The sequence below is a fragment of the Pseudomonas sp. WOUb67 genome (genome assembly GCF_050058005.1).
GTDB classification, from domain to species: domain Bacteria; phylum Pseudomonadota; class Gammaproteobacteria; order Pseudomonadales; family Pseudomonadaceae; genus Aquipseudomonas; species Aquipseudomonas putida_R.
Genome location: NZ_CP170112.1, coordinates 1,240,656 through 1,258,014, shown reverse-complemented (window position 1 = coordinate 1,258,014; position 17,359 = coordinate 1,240,656). Strand labels below are relative to the sequence as shown.

Here is a 17,359-nt window from a genome sequence, read left to right as displayed (position 1 = left end):
CCGTTCCAGACATTTCTGCCCGTTACGCCGGCACTTCCACCTGCAACCCATCGACGCGCTGGAAGCCGCGTGGCAGCTTGCTGCCTCGCCGTCCGCGCTCGCCCTTGTAGTGCTCCAGGTCGTCCGCTTTCAGAGACAGGGTACGCTTGCCGGCTTGCAATACAAGGGTCGCGCCTTCGGCAATCACGGCCAGATCGGTGACAAATTCTTCACGGCTGGCTACCCGGTCGCCCGGCACGCCAATGATCTTGTTGCCCTTGCCCTTGCCCAACTGCGGCAAGTCGCTGACCTTGAACACCAGCAGGCGGCCTTCGGTGGTCACCGCGGCCAGCCAGTCCTGCTCGCGATTGGCCACCGGGCGCGGGGTCATGACCTTGGCCCCGTTGGGCAGGCTGAGCAAACCCTTGCCGGCCTTGTTCTTGGCCTGCAAGTCTTCACCCTTGACCACGAAGCCGTAGCCCGCATCCGAGGCAACCACGTACAGCGCGTCGTCATCCGGCAACAGCACACACTCGAAAGTGGCCCCTGGCGGTGGCGTCAGGCGGCCGGTCAGCGGCTCGCCCTGGCCACGTGCCGACGGCAATGTGTGAGCAGCCACCGAATAACTGCGGCCCGTAGAGTCGATGAGCACGGCAAACTGGTTGGAACGCCCGGCTGCGGCGGCCTTGAAGCCATCGCCGGCCTTGTACGACAAGCCGGTGGCGTCGATGTCGTGGCCTTTGGCGCAACGCACCCAGCCCTTCTCCGACAGCACCACGGTGACCGGCTCAGTCGGCATCAGCTCGTTTTCCGACAGGGCCTTGGCTTCGACGCGCTCGACGATTGGCGAACGGCGTGCGTCGCCGTAGGTTTCGGCATCCTTGATCAGTTCGCTGCGCACCAGCTTGCGCAGCTTGGCCTCGCTGCCCAGCAGCGCCTGCAGCTTGGCCTGTTCCTTGAGCAGTTCGTCCTGCTCGCCGCGGATTTTCATCTCCTCCAGGCGCGCCAGCTGACGCAGGCGGGTCTCGAGGATGTACTCGGCCTGGATTTCGCTCAGCTCGAACCGGGCAATCAGGGCCTGCTTGGGGTGCTCCTCGGTACGGATGATGTGGATCACTTCATCCAGGTTGAGGAATGCGGTGAGCAAACCATCCAGCAGGTGCAGGCGCCGTTCCACCTTGTCCAGGCGATGCTGCAGCCGGCGGCGGACAGTGTTGGTGCGAAACTCCAGCCATTCCACCAATATTGCCCGCAGGTTCTTCAACTGCGGGCGGCCGTCCAGGCCAATGATATTGACGTTGACCCGGTAGCTGCTTTCCAGGTCGGTGGTGGCGAACAGGTGCTGCATCAGTTCGTCGGCATCCACACGGTTGGAGCGCGGGATGATGACGATGCGGCACGGGTTTTCGTGGTCGGATTCGTCACGCAGGTCGGCGACCATTGGCAGCTTCTTGGCCTGCATCTGTGCGGCGATCTGCTCCAGCACCTTGGCCCCGGAGACCTGGTGCGGCAGCGCAGTCACAACGATGTCGCCATCCTCGACGCGGTAAACGGCACGCATGCGGATCGAGCCGCGGCCGCTTTCGTACATCTTGAGGATTTCTGCCCGTGGCGTGATGATTTCCGCCTCGGTCGGGTAATCCGGCCCCTGGATATGCTCGCACAGCTGCTCGATGGTGGCCTTGGGCTCGTCGAGCAGGCGCACGCAGGCGCTGGCCACTTCACGCAGGTTGTGCGGCGGCACGTCGGTCGCCATGCCCACGGCGATACCGGTGGTGCCGTTGAGCAGGATGTTGGGCAGGCGCGCCGGCAGCACCGCCGGCTCCTGCAGGGTACCATCGAAGTTCGGCACCCAATCCACGGTACCTTGGCCCACTTCGCTGAGCAGCACTTCGGCGTAGCGCGACAAACGCGCCTCGGTATAACGCATGGCGGCGAACGACTTCGGATCGTCCGGCGCACCCCAGTTGCCCTGGCCGTCGACCAAGGTGTAGCGGTAGCTGAACGGCTGCGCCATCAGCACCATGGCTTCGTAGCAGGCCGAGTCGCCGTGGGGGTGGAACTTGCCGAGCACGTCACCGACGGTACGCGCCGACTTCTTGTGCTTGGCATCGGCATCGAGCCCCAACTCGCTCATGGCATAGACGATGCGTCGCTGCACCGGCTTAAGGCCATCGCCGATGTGCGGCAAGGCGCGGTCCATGATCACGTACATGGAATAGTTGAGGTAGGCCTGTTCGGTGAAGTCAGCCAGCGAGCGGCGTTCGACGCCGTCCAGGCTGAGTTCCAGTGAGTCGCTCATGCGGGCCTCGTCATTTCAGGTTCTGGCGCAACAGCATGGTGCCGCCGCGCTGGGTAAATTCAAGTTGTTTCAGGGCACTCATGCCCAGCAGTACGGTGGGCCCGTCCAGGCCCGGCACCACGGTGGCGCGCACGTCCTGCAGGCGGATGTCGCCCAGTTGCAGGCTGGCCAGGCGCGTGCGGTAGCCTTCAGCGCGGCCATTGGCAGTGCTGAGCAGCACCGGGCTGCCGCGCTCAAGGCTCAGCTCACGGGCCAACGCCTCGGGGATCGCCACATCGGTGGCACCGGTGTCGAGCATGAAATGCACCGGCTGGCCGTTGATGGCGCCATCCACCACGAAGTGGCCCTGGCCGTTGCCCAGCAGGCGCACTTCGACAAAACCCTCGCCGTGTTCGGATTGCACCTGGGCATTGGGGTTGCGCTTGCTGTCTTCCCACTGGCCGAAAAAGCGCGTGGCAAGGAACATCGCCGCCGCCCAGGCGAGGACCATCAGCACCCTGCCCGCCCGCTTGCCCGGGGCCTGGCTCATGGCTTGGCGCTCCAGCCACCTTCCGGTGCATCAAAGCGCCAGACGATCGGGCGTGTCTCGCCATCGGCACGGGCACCGTTGTTGTTGTCCAGGCCGATCCAGGCGCCCTTGGCATCGATCACAAGCGCTTCGGCCAGGCCGAACGGTTGCGGGTAACGGCGCGCCTCGACCAGGGCGTCGGCAGCAAACGACCAGCAGCGCTCGACCTTGCCGCTGTCGGTATCACGCCGGCAGACCCGGTAGGCATTGCGTTCGAGGGTGAACAGCTTGCCTTCGAACCAGGCCAGGTCGGCAAAATCGCGCGACAGTGCCCGGGCATTGGGCATTTGCGCCGGCTGCATCTCGACCCCGGCCTCGCTCAGCAGCACGCAGCTGCGTCCGCAAGTCCACACCGATTGCTGGCGCTCGATGGCCACCAGGCCACGGCGCTCGCGTTCGGCGGCCAGCCACAGGCGGTCGCCCGCCGGGTTGATCGCCAGGCCTTCGAACAGGGCATTGAAGTTCAGCAGCATGCCGCTGGCACGGGCCTGGCGCACCATGGCCGGGTCGATCTTCAACCAGTCCGGCTCGCCTTCCACCGGCAACTGCAACACAGCGGCATGGGCTTCGCTGGCCAGGTACAGGTTACCCGCCTGGTCACAGGTGATGCCTTCGAAATCCAGCTCGCCCCCGCGAATGTACGACGCCGCCCAATTGCGCGACTTCAGCCCCCATGGCAGGCCACTTTCCGGCGGCGTTGGCGGGGTAAAGGTGAGCGGTTGCGCGCGCCAGGTCGGGTTCTGCTGGTCGAAGCGGTAGATGCGGTCGTCGTCACGGTCGGACACGCCCCACAGCCCGCCCCGGCATTCCACCAGGCCAGACAGGTTGCCACCGCGCATGCCGTCGATCGGGTGCTCGGCACTGAGCTTCAGCTCCGGCCAGTTACCCGCCAGGGCAGGCAGGGCAACCAGCGCTAGGCAAACGGCAAGTACTTGCCGAATCAAACCATGACCTCTGCCAGGTTGCCTTTGGTCTCCAGCCAGCTCTTGCGGTCACCGGCGCGCTTCTTGGCCAGCAGCTTGTCCATCAGCTCGCAGGTGGCCTCAACGTCGTCCAGGGTCAGTTGCACCAGGCGCCGGGTGTTCGGGTCCATGGTGGTTTCACGCAGCTGTGGCGGGTTCATCTCGCCCAGGCCCTTGAAGCGGGTGACCTGCGGCTTGCCGCGCTTCTTCTCGGCCACCAGCCGGTCGAGGATGCCGTCACGCTCGGCTTCGTCGAGGGCGTAGTAGATTTCCTTGCCCAGGTCGATGCGGTACAGCGGCGGCATGGCCACGTACACATGCCCGGCCTCGACCAGCGCCCGGAAGTGCTGGACGAACAGCGCGCACAGCAGCGTGGCAATGTGCAGGCCGTCGGAGTCGGCGTCGGCGAGGATGCAGACTTTACCGTAGCGCAGCTGCGCCAGGTCTGTGGCACCCGGGTCGACGCCGATGGCCACGGCGATGTTGTGCACTTCCTGGCTGGCCAGGACTTCGCCACCGTCCACTTCCCAGGTGTTGAGGATCTTGCCGCGCAGCGGCAGGATCGCCTGGAACTCCTTGTCCCGTGCCTGCTTGGCCGAGCCACCTGCCGAGTCCCCCTCGACCAGGAACAGTTCGGCCCGCATCGGGTCCTGGCCGGCGCAATCGGCCAGCTTGCCAGGCAGTGCCGGGCCCTGGGTGATGCGCTTGCGCTCGACCTTCTTGCTGGCCTTGAGGCGGCGCCCGGCGTTGCTGATGGCCAGCTCGGCCAGTTGCATGCCCAGCTCGGGGTGGGCGTTGAGCCACAAGCTGAATGCGTCCTTGACCACGCCGGAGACGAAGGCAGCCGCCTCACGCGAGGACAGGCGCTCTTTGGTCTGGCCGGAGAACTGCGGCTCCTGCATTTTCATCGACAGTACGAAAGAAATGCGCTCCCACACGTCCTCCGGCGCCAGCTTCACGCCACGCGGTAGCAGGCTGCGGAACTCGCAGAACTCGCGCATGGCATCCAGCAGGCCCTGACGCAGGCCGTTGACATGGGTGCCGCCCTGAGCGGTGGGGATCAGGTTGACGTAGCTTTCCTGGACGCTGTCGCCACCTTCTGGCAACCACAGCAAGGCCCAGTCTGCGGCTTCCTTGTTGCCCGCCAGGCTGCCGCAGAACGGCTCGTCAGGCAGGCGCTGGAACTCGCTGACCGCATCGACCAGGTAGGAACGCAGGCCGTCTTCATAGTGCCACTCGACCTTCTCGCCGCTGGCCTTGTCTTCGAAGCTGACCAACAGGCCCGGGCACAGCACGGCCTTGGCCTTGAGCACATGCTTGAGGCGGCTGATGGAGAACTTGGGCGAATCGAAGTACTTCGGGTCGGGGCTGAAGTACACGCTGGTGCCGGTGTTGCGCTTGCCGACCGAGCCGACCACTTCCAGCTCGCTGGCCTTGAAGCCATCGGCGAAGGTCATCTGGTATTCGTTGCCGTCACGCTTGACGCGCACGCGCACCTGGGTCGACAGGGCGTTGACCACCGAGATGCCCACACCGTGCAAACCGCCGGAGAACTGGTAGTTCTTGTTGGAGAACTTGCCGCCGGCGTGCAGCTTGGTAAGGATCAGCTCGACCCCGGATACGCCCTCTTCCGGGTGGATGTCCACCGGCATGCCGCGGCCATCGTCGCTGACTTCCAGCGAGTGGTCGGCATGCAGGATGACCTGCACCGAACGGGCGTGGCCGGCCAGGGCTTCGTCGACACTGTTGTCGATGACTTCCTGGGCCAGGTGGTTGGGGCGGCTGGTATCGGTGTACATGCCCGGCCGCTTGCGGACCGGGTCAAGGCCCGAGAGGACTTCGATGGCGTCTGCGTTATAGGCGCTAGCGCTGGGATTGGCCATAGGGTCTCGTCGTCAGTCTGGTGAGTGCAAAAAAGTCAAAATACAGAAAAATCGAGCGCCGCATACTGCCCGCGAGCAATGCCGGCAAAGGCCAGCAGGGCCGGCAGGCGCTCGGCGAAGCCCTGGAAACTGTGGTCGCCACCGGCCTGGATACGCAGGGCACATGCACGGTAATAGCGCTCGGCGTGGCGATAGTCCAGGGTTTCATCGGCAGTCTGCAGCCACACTTGATAGCGGCTGGCATCTACCGGGGCCGGCACTTCCAGCTCGGCCAGGGCCTTCACGTGATCGTGGGTCAATTCCCAGGTTTCACCGCTGTAGTGGTTGCGCTGAGTGCCCAGGTACCCGTCGAAATGCTTGTGCGGCGTTACCGCAGGGTTCACCAACAGGGCCTTGAGGCCATGGCGCTCGGCCAGATGGGTGGCATAGTAGCCGCCGAGCGAACTGCCCACCAGCAGCGGCGCGCCCAGTTCGGCGATGGCCGCTTCGAGCTGGGCGATGGCTTGGCGCGGGTGGTGATGCATGGCGGGCACGCGTAGCTGGGCCGACAGGCCCAGTTGCTGCATCACGGCTTCGAGCTGGCGCGCCTTGGTTGAAAGCGGCGAGCTGTTGAAGCCATGGATATAGAGGATGGAACCCGACATGCTGCCCCCGAAATCTGTGGCTTCGCGCCTGATGATGCGGGCGCAGGGACGCGCAGTGTAGCGCGTTCGCCGGGTTTTGACGCATTACAACGGGTTTCGCAATAATTTCTTCAAATTGCCAGAATCGACCTCTGGGCATGCACTGCCTTTGTAGGAGCAGCCTTGTGCTGCGAAGAGGCCGGCATGACAAAAGATGGTCTGTGCCAGGAAGGGCCTCTTCGCAGCACAAGGCTGCTCCTACAAAGGGATGTGCGTGCAATAACCAGCCCTAATAACCTGGGCTATCGAAGTCGAGCTTCACATCGAAATCCACCGCCCGCTCCACTCCGGTTTCCAGCCGCCCGTCGGCATGCAGGCGCAGCCAGCGGTACCCCGGCTGCTCTTCGCTCACCTTGAAGTCCTCGCTGCGTGGCGCGAACTGGATGCAGGTCGAAGGCGTAGCCAGCAGGCGCCGGCCATCGCGCAGCTCATCCCATTCCTGGTGCACATGCCCCCACAGCAACGCCCGCACCTGCGGATAAGCCTCGACGATAGCGAACAGGGCCTGGGCATTGCGCAAGCCGATCGGCGCGATCCAGGCGCACCCGATGTCCACCGGCTGATGGTGGAAACACACCAGGCAATGCCGCTCACCCGCCTCGTTCAAGGCGGCTTCCAGCACGGCCAGCTGGTCATCCTCCAGCAGACCGTGTGTCGCCCCATGCACCGCGGTGTTGAGCATGACGATACGCCAGGCGCCAACATCGGTCACCGCCTGCACCAGCTCCGGGGCCACTTCGGCCATGACCCGGGCCTCGTCATGGTTGCCCGGCAACCAGCGGGTGGGCACGGCAAACGGCGCAGTCAGCTCACGGAACGCTTCATAAGAGGCAACACTGGCGTCCTGGGACAGGTCGCCGGTACACAACAGCACGTCGACAAGCGGTTGCTCCCGCCGCACCTGGGCCACCACATGGCGCAGGCTGTCACGAGTATTCAGGCCCAGCATGCTGCCGGCCGGGTCGGCGAAAAGATGGGCGTCGGTCAGTTGCACAACATGTACAGGGCGTGTCTGAACTGGCTGCATGTCAACGAACGCTTGCCAGTTCGTGGCCACAGGCCAGGCAGTGGCTCAGCCATTCACCGAGGAACAGGTTGAGCTGGGCCTTTTCGTCCGGCTGATGCCCGGCCTCGTTCGGATACGGGTAGATGCTGCGCAGGCGCCGGGTGTGTTCGGCGCTGACCACTTCGGCCATGCGTGCATCATGGTACACCTGCACCTCCAGGTGCGGCACCGGCAGCCACGGCAGGCTGTGCTCCTGGCGCACATGCAGGGTGGTGGTGTACGGGCAGGCCAACACCACGTCCAGCACCAGCACGCCGAGCATCTGGTCGCCCTGGGTCATGCCGATGCGGCGCGAGCTCTGGGTGGTGCGCATGTCGGGCAACAGGCGCATCAGCCGGGCGTAGTTGGCCTCGCAGGCAGCCTGCAGCCCGACCAGGTCGACTCGATAGCGCTCGCGCAGCAAGTTCACTTCCACATACCTCGTACTTCGTCACGGTTCAGCGCCAGCCATTGCAAGCCGATGATAGTCGCCGCGTTGCAGATGCGCCCGTCGCGCACCGCCTGCAGGGCATCCTCGAACGACCACACGCGCACACGGATGTCTTCGCCCTCTTCTTCCAGGCCATGCAAGCCCCCGGCGCCCTCGCTGCTGCAACGGCCGAGGAACAGGTGAACGTATTCGTCACTGCCGCCCGGCGACGGGAAGTAGCGGGTCATCGGCCACAGGGCGCTGAACGCAAGGCCAGCTTCTTCCTCGGCTTCGCGGTGGGCGACTTCCTCGGGTTGCTCATCCTTGTCGATCAGCCCGGCCACCATCTCGATCAGCCAAGGGTTGGCAACCTTGTCCAGTGCGCCGACGCGGAACTGCTCGATCAGCACCACTTCATCGCGCAACGGGTCGTAAGGCAGCACACACACCGCATCATGGCGCACAAACAGTTCGCGGCTGATCTCGCGGCCCATGCCACCAGCAAACAGCTCGTGGCGCAGGTGCACCTTGTCGAGCTTGTAGAAGCCCTGGAAGCAGTTGGCCCGCTTGACGATCTCGACCGCCTTGGGCACCGAATTCAACGTGTCTGACATGGAAATCCTCGTTACCTCAATTACCGCATCGCGCCATCCTACTCTGCACGCTTTCGCGTTTCACCCCTTTCCGGCAACCGTTCGCACACTCGGGACAGCGCGTCTTCACTCTGTTAGCTTAGTGGCGAACTGAAGGCCGCGCAGACGGTCAAAGGCCGACTTTTCCCTGTTCTGCAAGGATCATCATGACACTTGTCAAACTGACTTCCGTGGCCGTGCTGGCACTCGCTCTGGGCGCCTGCCAGAGCCTGTTCACGCCCAACTACCGGACCCCGCTCGAGGTCAAGCGCGACGCCTGGGAGCATGTCAAACCCGGCTGCAGCGAGAGCGACTGCCCGCTGGTGAACATCGACATGGTCCACTTCCCGGCCCTGCCCGCGCTCGACGGCATCGTCGAAAAACGCCTGCTGCAACTGACCGAAGACAATCAGCATGGCACCGCGCCAAGCACCTTGCAGGCCTACGAACAGCAATACCTGGCCAGTGCCGACAAACGTAACAGCAGTTACCTGCAAGCCAAGGTACGCGAGCAGCATGACGGGCTGGTGATCATCGAGTTGTCCAGCTACCTGGACAGCGGTGGCGCCCACGGCATGCCTGGGCGCGGCTTCATCAACTATTCGCGCAAGCTGGACAAGGTGCTGACCCTGCAGGACATGCTGGTGCCAGGCCAGGAGGACACCTTCTGGAAAACCGTGGAGGAGTCGCACCGCGCCTGGCTGATGAGCGTGGGCATGGACAAGGACGCCGAGTTCGTCAAAACCTGGCCGTTCAAGAAGTCGCCGCACATCGCCCTGACGTACGGCGCAGTCGTGGTCAAGTACGAGGTCTATGCCATCGCGCCCTATTCCATGGGCCACGTGGAACTGAAGATCCCCTACCCGCGCCTGAATGGCGTCCTCAAGCCTGAACTGTTTCCCGGCCGCGGCTAAGGCTCAGTAAACCATGCAGCACACCTGCCAGCAGCAACGCTGGCAGGGTAGCCCCCAGCTCCGGTGCCTGCGCGGCGATCAGGTGATAGACCGCCACCCCTGTAAACCAGGCCACCAGCGCCTGCCAGTGCAAGCCGCCGACCTGTGCCGGCAAGCGGCGGCGACGAACCACGTAGTGGTCCATCAGCACCACGCCAAACAGCGGCGCGAACACCGAACCGATCAGCAGCAGGAAGTTCTCGTACTGGGCCAGCGGCGCCAGCAGGGCGATCAGGGTGCACAACACGCCGATGGCCAGCGCCAGGTGCTCGACTTTCACAGGCAACAGCACGCCAGTGGAAACCGCTGCCGAGTGGATGTCGGCAAAGGCCTTTTCCGACTCGTCCAGCAAAATCAACAGCAACGGAATACCCATGCCGGCGCCGGCCAGGGCCAGCAGCAGGGCATTGACTTCACCACTGGCAGCGAAGGCCAGGGTGTAGGCCACGCCCAGGCTCATCAGCCAGGTGTTGCCGATGAAATAGCCAATGACCGTGCCGCCGAATACATGCTTGCCATTGCGGGCGAAGCGCGAGTAGTCGGCGATCAGTGGCAGCCAGGACAGCGGCATGGCGATGACGATGTCGAAGCCCACGGCCAGCGACATCGAACCGTCCCCGGCGCGGCCCCACAGTGCAGCCAGGTCGGCCTTGGCGAACAGGTTCCAGGTCAGCCACAGGCAAGCGCCCAGCAACACCCAGATACCCCAGGCGCGCAGCACCTTGCGCACGAAGGCCAGCGGCCCGCTGACGGCCAGCAGGGTGGCCAGGGCGCCGAAACACAGGGTCCAGAGCATCGGGCTGTTCCAGGCACTGTCCTCGCCGAACGCTCGCGCACCCAGCAGGCTGGCGGCATCGCGCATGACGATGATCTCGAACGCGCCCCAACCGACCAACTGCAGCAGGTTGAGCACAGCCGGCAAGCGCGCGCCATGGCCGCCCAGGCTGAGTTTCAGGGTGCCCATGGCGGACAGGCCGGTGTCGCTGCCGATGACACCGGCGGCGCCCAGCAACAGCACACCCACGCCGGTGCCCAGGGCAATGGCCAGCACCGCGCCGGCAAGGCCCAGGCCTGGGGCGAGCATGGCGCCGACTTGCAGCACCATCAGGCCGATGCCGAGGGAGAACCACAGCGAGAACAGGTCGCGGGCGCCGAAGATGCGCTGGTGGGTGGGGACCGGGTGGTCGGGGGAGAATTGGCTGGGGGTGGTCATTGTTATGATCGCCGAAAGGTTTGAGATTTGCGCTGAATCGGCCGGCCCTTTCGCGGGTAAACCCGCTCCCACAGGGACCGCACAATGCTGAAGGCAGTGGGGAACCTGTGGGAGCGGGTTTACCCGCGAAAGGGCCAGCCGGATCAATGCAGGTGTAAGGTCAGTTACACTTTCTGGTACAGCTGGCTGCCTTCCTGGCGGAACCGCTCGGCCTGCTCGCGCATGCCTTGCTCGACCGCTACGTCCACGGTCTCGATCCTGGCGGCGTATTCACGCACTTCCTGGGTGATCTTCATCGAGCAGAACTTCGGCCCGCACATCGAGCAGAAGTGCGCGACCTTGGCCGATTCCTTCGGCAGGGTCTCGTCGTGGAAGGCACGGGCGGTGTCCGGGTCCAGGCCGAGGTTGAACTGGTCTTCCCAGCGGAACTCGAAACGCGCCTTGGACAGGGCGTTGTCGCGAATCTGCGCGCCCGGGTGGCCCTTGGCAAGGTCGGCCGCGTGCGCGGCGATCTTGTAGGTGATGATGCCGGTTTTCACGTCGTCCTTGTTCGGCAGGCCCAGGTGCTCCTTGGGCGTGACGTAGCAGAGCATGGCGCAACCGAACCAGCCGATCATCGCCGCACCAATGCCCGAGGTGATGTGGTCGTAACCCGGCGCAATGTCGGTGGTCAGCGGGCCGAGGGTGTAGAACGGCGCCTCGTCGCAGCACTCCAGCTGCTTGTCCATGTTCTCCTTGATCAACTGCATCGGCACGTGACCCGGGCCTTCGATCATGCACTGCACGTCGTGCTTCCAGGCGATCTTGGTCAGCTCGCCAAGGGTTTCCAGCTCGCCGAACTGCGCGGCGTCGTTGGCATCGGCAATCGAGCCAGGGCGCAGGCCGTCACCCAGCGAGAAGCTGACGTCGTAGGCCTTCATGATTTCGCAGATCTCGTCGAAGTGCGTGTACAGGAAGTTTTCCTTGTGGTGCGCCAGGCACCACTTGGCCATGATCGAGCCACCGCGGCTGACGATACCGGTGACGCGCTTGGCAGTCAGCGGCACATAGCGCAGCAGCACACCGGCGTGGATGGTGAAATAGTCCACGCCCTGCTCGGCCTGTTCGATCAGGGTGTCGCGGAACAGCTCCCAGGTCAGGTCTTCGGCCACGCCGTTGACCTTTTCCAGGGCCTGGTAGATCGGCACGGTACCGATCGGCACCGGCGAGTTGCGGATGATCCACTCGCGGGTTTCGTGAATGTGCTTGCCGGTGGACAGGTCCATGACCGTGTCCGAACCCCAGCGGATGCCCCAGGTCAGCTTGGCCACTTCTTCCTCGATCGAGGAACCCAGCGCGCTGTTGCCGATGTTGCCGTTGATCTTCACCAGGAAGTTGCGGCCGATGATCATCGGCTCCACTTCCGGGTGGTTGATGTTGGCGGGAATGATCGCGCGGCCACGGGCGATTTCCTGGCGGACGAATTCAGGGGTGATTTCTTTCGGGATGTTGGCACCGAAGCTGTGGCCGGCGTGCTGCTCATCAAGCAGGCCAGCGGCGCGGGCCTCTTGCAGCTTCATGTTTTCGCGGATGGCAACGTATTCCATCTCGGCGGTGATGATGCCCTGGCGGGCATAGTGCATCTGCGAGACGTTGGCGCCAGCCTTGGCACGGCGCGGGTTGCGCACGTGGGCAAAACGCAGCTTGGCCAGTTCGGCGTCGTTCAGGCGCTGCTGGCCGAAGTCGGAGCTGAGCCCGCCCAGGCGCTCGGTGTCACCGCGGGCGTCGATCCAGGCCGAACGCACGTCGGCCAGGCCCTTGCGCACATCGATGATCACGTTGGGGTCGGTGTACGGGCCGGACGTGTCGTAGACCAGTACCGGCGCGTTGGTTTCGCCGCCAAAATCGGTCGGGGTATCGTCCAGGCTGATTTCACGCATGGGCACGCGGATGTCCGGGCGCGAGCCTTCGACATAGATCTTGCGCGAGCGCGGGAACGGTTGCACGGACTGCTGATCGACTTGTGCCGATTCGCTGAGGTTGATCGCTTTTTCTTGTTTGGTCATCACAGGCTCTCCAGACGGCTTCCTAGCAGTGGAATGTCGGGGAGAACCTGAAAAGCGCGGACGCACCCATGGACGGGTGCAGTGCCGGATATGGGGGTGCCTGAAGCTGCATGCAGCTGCGACATTCCCGGACCTGGCACAAGAGGCTCCCCGGGAAGGCGAGCAATCTTGTTCCCTACGCAGGCGCTAACCTGATCAGGTTCAACGGGATCCGCACCTCTGCGATCTCAGCCTTTGCTTCAAGGCACCCCGACAAGAACATGCGCAGTCTAGACTGGAGTGGTCGGCAAAGCCAAGCGGGTAAATGCGCGGTTGATGAAAGGCACACCGGGCGATTGTTGCCAGGGGCGCATCGCACTACACTGGCCCATCGCTCGATACTCAACAGTTCAGTAATTAAATTTCGTACAAGGATTGCCTCTATGCTGCGCAAACTCTCACTGGCGATAGCCGTGTCTTGTGCGTCCAACGGAGTGGTCTGGGCAGCGGACATGCCCACTACAGTCAAAACCGACCTCGTGAGCGTCTACCAGGAAGCAGTAGACAACAACGCCGACCTGGCTGCGGCACGCGCCGATTATGGCGCCCGCCGCGAAGTGGTGCCGCAGGCCCGCGCCGGGTTGCTGCCAAACCTGTCAGCCGATGCCGAGATGCTGAACACCCGCACCAAGCTGGATGAGCCATCCATTACCTCCAACCGCAGCGGCAACTCATGGAGCGCGACCCTGGCCCAGCCGATCTTCCGCGCTGATCGCTGGTTCCAGCTGCAGGCAGCTGAGGCAGTCAACGAGCAGGCCGCGCTGGAGCTGTCGGCCACTGAACAGAACCTGATCCTGCAAACCGCACAAAACTACTTTGCCGTGCTGCGCGCGCAAGACAACCTGGCCGCCACCAAGGCCGAGGAAGCCGCGTTCAAGCGCCAGCTGGACCAGTCCAACGAACGGTTCGATGTGGGCCTGTCGGACAAGACCGATGTGCTGCAATCCCAGGCCAGCTACGACACTGCCCGGGCCAACCGGATCATCGCCGAGCGCCAGGTGCAGGATGCCTTTGAAGCGCTGGTCACCTTGACAAATCGTGAATACACCTCGATTCAAGGCGTGGTGCATACCCTACCGGTGCAGGTACCGACGCCAAACGACGCCAAGGCCTGGGTCGAAACCGCCGGGCGCCAGAACCTCAACCTGCTGGCCACCAACTATGCGGTTTCCGCCGCCGAAGAAACCCTGCGCCAGCGCAAGGCCGGCCATGCGCCGACCCTGGATGCAGTGGCCAAGTACCAGAAGGGTGACAACGACAACCTCGGCTTTACCAACCCTTCGCAACTGGGCGTGCGCTACAGCGGCGACGTCGAACAGACCAGCGTTGGCCTGCAACTGAACATCCCGATCTACAGCGGTGGCCTGACCAGCTCGCAGGTCCGCGAGGCCTATCAGCGGCTGAGCCAGAGCGAGCAGCAACGTGAAAGCCTGCGCCGCCAGGTGGTGGAAAACACCCGTAACCTGCACCGCGCGGTGAACACCGACGTGGAACAGGTGCAAGCACGCAAGCAGTCGATCATCTCCAACCAGAGTGCGCTGGAAGCCACCGAAATCGGCTACCAGGTGGGTACCCGCAACATCGTCGACGTGCTCGATGCCCAGCGCCAGCTGTACACCTCGGTGAGGGATTACAACAACAGCCGCTATGACTACATCCTCGACAACCTGAGCCTGAAGCAGGCGGCCGGCACCCTGAGCCCGCAAGACCTGCAGGACCTCAAGCGTTACCTGAAACCGGACTACAACCCGGACAAGGACTTCCTGCCGCCAGACCTGGCTGCGGCAGCGGCCAAGAACTTCGAGCGCCGCCCGTGAGACAAGGGTGATTCTTTTACCAGCTGGGTTATCTTTTCTGGCCTCATCGCCGGCAAGCCAGCTCCCACAAGTTCTCCACTGGCTTTAAGCCTTGTGCAGTACCTGTGGGAGCTGGCTTGCCGGCGATGAGGCCAGGAAATCCAGTGCAAAAATCAGCGAATGAGCGCGCCCAGTCCATCGAGCAAGCGCTGCAACGCGCCTTGATTGGCCCGCATCACCGCCCTGCCCGCCTCGCCCATGCGCTGCGCATCCTGCGGCAACTCGACCAGCCGCCGCACTTCCCCGGCCAGCCCGTCGGCATCGTCCACCAGCTGCAGCGCCCCTGCCTCACGCAACATCGCGCTGATTTCAAGGAAATTGAACACATGCGGCCCCATGAGCACCGGCAAAGCCAGCGCTGCCGGCTCCAACGGGTTGTGGCCACCGGTCGGCACCAGGCTGCCACCGACGAAGGCAATGTCGGCCAGGGCATACAGGAACAGCAGCTCACCCATGGTATCGCCCAGCAACACGCGGGTTTGCGCCTCGACCGGCGTACCGGCAGAACGGCGCACAGTGGTGAATTGCTCGCTGCACAGCGCATGCACAGCGTTGAAGCGCTCGGGATGGCGCGGCACCAGGATCAGCAAGGCATCGCCATGCACCTGCAACAACTGCCGGTGCGCCTGCAGAATCAGTGCATCCTCACCGTCATGGGTACTGGCGGCAATCCACACCGGGCGCTGCTGTGCCCCCCACTGCTCACGCAACGCCCTGGCACGCGGCAGCAGTTGCTCATCAATCTTCAGGTCGAACTTGATCGAACCGGTAACCTTTACACACTCCAGCCGCGCGCCCAGGTCACGGAAGCGTTGCGCCTCGGTTTCGGTCTGCACGGCGATCAGGTTCATTTCCGCCAGCATCGGCCGAGTCAGCTTGGCAAAGCGCCCGTAGCCGCGTGCCGAACGCTCGGACAATCGCGCGTTGGCCAGCGCCACCGGAATGCCGCGTTTGGCGCACTGGTGGATGTGGTTGGGCCATAGCTCGGTTTCCATGATGATGCCCAGCTTTGGCTGCACATGGTCAAGAAATCGCCCGGCCGTCCACGGCAGGTCGTAGGGCAGGTAGCAATGCTGCACACGCGGTTCGTCGGCGAACATGGCGCGAATACGCTCGGAACCGGTCGGCGTCATGCAGGTAAGCGTGATCGGCAATTCAGGGTAGGCCTTGAGCAAGGCACGCACCATGGGCGCCGCTGCAATGCTCTCGCCCACCGACACTGCGTGCACCCAGATACCGCCCCGGCGCATGGCCGGCAGTTTGAAGGCAAAACGCTCGCCGATGCGTTGCCCATAGGCAGGCGACTTGCGCGCGCGCAGGTACAGGCGCAGCGCAACCAGCGGCAGGCCCAGGTGAAACAGCAAGGTATAGAGTGTTCTGTTCATGGCGCCGGAGTTTACCCGATCGCGCGCAGGTGCACCGCAAAGCGCTCGGCCAGCCACTGCGCGGCCGGCCCCAGCGGCGCATCACGGCGCCAGGCCAGTTCCGCCACCAGCGCCGGTGGCCGCCATTCGCTATCAAGCTCGACCATGTGCGCCTGGTAGGTCGGGTACTGCACCACGTGCCGCGGCAACCAGGCCCAGCCCAGGCCGCGCATCAGCAGTTCAGCCATGGCGTAGAAGCTGTCGGCACGCCATACCTGCGGGCTGATCGCTTCCCCACCGGGGTAACCGCTTTGCTGTGGGGTGATGAGCAATTGACGGTGGCGCGCCAGTTGCTGGCGGGTGACCCGGCCTTCGCCCGCCAGCGGGTGGCCGACCGCGCAGACCGTGACCATCTCCACACTGCCCAGCGCCCGCCGCTCCAGCGATGCCGGGATGCTTTCGTGGTGGAAGAACAGGCCCAGGTCGGCACGCCGCTCCACCAGCTTGCGCGCCACGTCGCCCTGGGCACCGCTGGCCAGTTGCACCTCCAGGAACGGGTAGCGGCTGGCCAGTTCGTCGAGGCTGTCGATCACCGGCTGGTAAGGCATGGCTTCGTCCTGGGCAACCCGCAGCAAGGCTTCCTGCCCGCGCATCAGGGCCAGGGCACGGCCATCCAGGTGTTCGCACTGGCGCAACAGCTCGCGGGCATCTTCCAGCAACGCGCTGCCATTTTCGGTCAGCTTCGGTTGCCGCCCGCTGCTGCGCTCGAACAACGTGACACCCAGGTCTGCTTCCAGCAGGGCGATGGCATTGCTGATGGCCGATTGGGCCTTGCGTTGTTCGCGGGCAACAGCAGAAAACGAGCGTAATTCGGCGACGCGCAGAAAAATTCGCAGCTGCTCCAGGTTCCATTGCTCAGCCATCAACCTATCCCCATATCTGATAGGTAATGACTTTACCGCATCTGGGCAAGGTCTAGAATGCCCGACCAGTCACCAGAGGATCCCGCCATGAATGCCTATACCTATCTCGCCATCGCCATCTGCGCCGAAGTCATCGCCACTGCTTCCATGAAAGCGGTGAAAGGCCTGAGCACGCCGTTGCCACTGCTGTTGATGGTGGTCGGCTACGGCATTGCGTTCTGGATGCTGACCCTGGTGGTGCGCAGCATTCCAGTGGGGATCGCCTATGCCATCTGGTCGGGGCTGGGGATTGTGCTGATCAGTGTGGCGGCGCTGGTGATCTACGGGCAGAAGCTGGATGTGCCGGCGATGCTCGGCATGGCCATGATCGTCGGTGGGGTGGTGGTGATCCAGCTGTTTTCCAAGACAGCCGGGCATTGAATTTCCGGGGCCGCTTTGCGGCCCATTCGCGGCACAAGGCCGCTCCTACAGGGACCGCGTAT

General features: G+C 63.9%; 15 protein-coding genes and 1 riboswitch. Of the genes, 3 read left to right on the top strand and 12 right to left on the bottom strand.

What is annotated here, in order from left to right; genetic code table 11:
- Positions 1–22 precede the first annotated feature (22 nt).
- From parC to ABOC32_RS05530, 8 genes are all read right to left on the bottom strand, one after another.
- Complete coding sequence (gene parC, locus ABOC32_RS05565) at positions 23–2,281, bottom strand: DNA topoisomerase IV subunit A (protein WP_086975241.1); 2,259 nt, start codon at positions 2,279–2,281, stop codon at positions 23–25.
- Positions 2,282–2,291: 10 nt separating this feature from the next.
- A complete protein-coding gene (locus ABOC32_RS05560) occupies positions 2,292–2,810 on the bottom strand; it encodes a retropepsin-like aspartic protease family protein (RefSeq protein ID WP_426810360.1) in 519 nt (172 codons plus the stop codon).
- Positions 2,807–3,793 carry an esterase-like activity of phytase family protein gene (locus tag ABOC32_RS05555; RefSeq protein ID WP_234226671.1) on the bottom strand — a complete coding sequence of 329 codons (987 nt, stop codon included), beginning with the start codon at positions 3,791–3,793 and terminating at the stop codon, positions 2,807–2,809. Before ABOC32_RS05555 ends, ABOC32_RS05560 begins: the two co-directional genes overlap by 4 nt.
- The gene (gene parE, locus ABOC32_RS05550; RefSeq protein WP_300028396.1) at positions 3,790–5,694 is read right to left on the bottom strand and encodes a DNA topoisomerase IV subunit B; all 1,905 of its coding nucleotides are present in this window, start codon (positions 5,692–5,694) and stop codon (positions 3,790–3,792) included. The genes ABOC32_RS05555 and parE overlap by 4 nt, the downstream gene beginning before the upstream one ends.
- 35 nt (positions 5,695–5,729) lie before the next feature.
- Positions 5,730–6,338, bottom strand: coding sequence for a YqiA/YcfP family alpha/beta fold hydrolase (locus ABOC32_RS05545; protein WP_426810359.1), 609 nt, complete (start codon positions 6,336–6,338; stop codon positions 5,730–5,732).
- A gap of 268 nt (positions 6,339–6,606) precedes the next feature.
- A complete protein-coding gene (cpdA, locus tag ABOC32_RS05540) occupies positions 6,607–7,404 on the bottom strand; it encodes a 3',5'-cyclic-AMP phosphodiesterase (protein WP_426810358.1) in 798 nt (265 codons plus the stop codon).
- A 1-nt stretch (position 7,405) separates the two neighbouring features.
- Positions 7,406–7,858 (bottom strand): DUF1249 domain-containing protein, encoded by a 453-nt coding sequence (locus ABOC32_RS05535; protein WP_086975235.1) that lies wholly within the window; start codon positions 7,856–7,858, stop codon positions 7,406–7,408.
- Positions 7,849–8,466, bottom strand: coding sequence for an NUDIX domain-containing protein (locus tag ABOC32_RS05530; RefSeq protein ID WP_086975234.1), 618 nt, complete (start codon positions 8,464–8,466; stop codon positions 7,849–7,851). The genes ABOC32_RS05535 and ABOC32_RS05530 overlap by 10 nt, the downstream gene beginning before the upstream one ends.
- 185 nt (positions 8,467–8,651) lie before the next feature.
- On the opposite strand from ABOC32_RS05530, the gene ABOC32_RS05525 reads away from it, so the two are divergent.
- A complete protein-coding gene (locus ABOC32_RS05525; protein ID WP_174370321.1) occupies positions 8,652–9,398 on the top strand; it encodes an RsiV family protein in 747 nt (248 codons plus the stop codon).
- Here the strand turns inward: ABOC32_RS05525 and cytX are convergent.
- Entirely contained in the window at positions 9,367–10,650 is a 1,284-nt protein-coding gene (gene cytX, locus ABOC32_RS05520; RefSeq protein ID WP_426810357.1) for a putative hydroxymethylpyrimidine transporter CytX, read from the bottom strand. The genes ABOC32_RS05525 and cytX overlap by 32 nt on opposite strands.
- A gap of 164 nt (positions 10,651–10,814) precedes the next feature.
- Entirely contained in the window at positions 10,815–12,695 is a 1,881-nt protein-coding gene (thiC, locus tag ABOC32_RS05515; RefSeq protein ID WP_426810356.1) for a phosphomethylpyrimidine synthase ThiC, read from the bottom strand.
- A 155-nt stretch (positions 12,696–12,850) separates the two neighbouring features.
- Positions 12,851–12,957: riboswitch (TPP riboswitch) on the bottom strand.
- Positions 12,958–13,117: 160 nt separating this feature from the next.
- Here thiC and ABOC32_RS05510 point away from each other — a divergent pair.
- Positions 13,118–14,551, top strand: coding sequence for a TolC family outer membrane protein (locus tag ABOC32_RS05510; protein ID WP_234226665.1), 1,434 nt, complete (start codon positions 13,118–13,120; stop codon positions 14,549–14,551).
- A gap of 152 nt (positions 14,552–14,703) precedes the next feature.
- On the opposite strand, the gene waaA is transcribed toward ABOC32_RS05510, so the two are convergent.
- A complete protein-coding gene (gene waaA / locus ABOC32_RS05505) occupies positions 14,704–15,975 on the bottom strand; it encodes a lipid IV(A) 3-deoxy-D-manno-octulosonic acid transferase (RefSeq protein ID WP_426810355.1) in 1,272 nt (423 codons plus the stop codon).
- Positions 15,976–15,986: 11 nt separating this feature from the next.
- On the bottom strand, positions 15,987–16,877 hold the full coding sequence (locus ABOC32_RS05500; protein WP_043198168.1) for a LysR family transcriptional regulator: 891 nt from the start codon (positions 16,875–16,877) through the stop codon (positions 15,987–15,989).
- Between the two features lie 87 nt (positions 16,878–16,964).
- On the opposite strand from ABOC32_RS05500, the gene ABOC32_RS05495 reads away from it, so the two are divergent.
- Entirely contained in the window at positions 16,965–17,297 is a 333-nt protein-coding gene (locus ABOC32_RS05495; RefSeq protein ID WP_008095055.1) for a DMT family transporter, read from the top strand.
- Positions 17,298–17,359 lie beyond the last annotated feature (62 nt).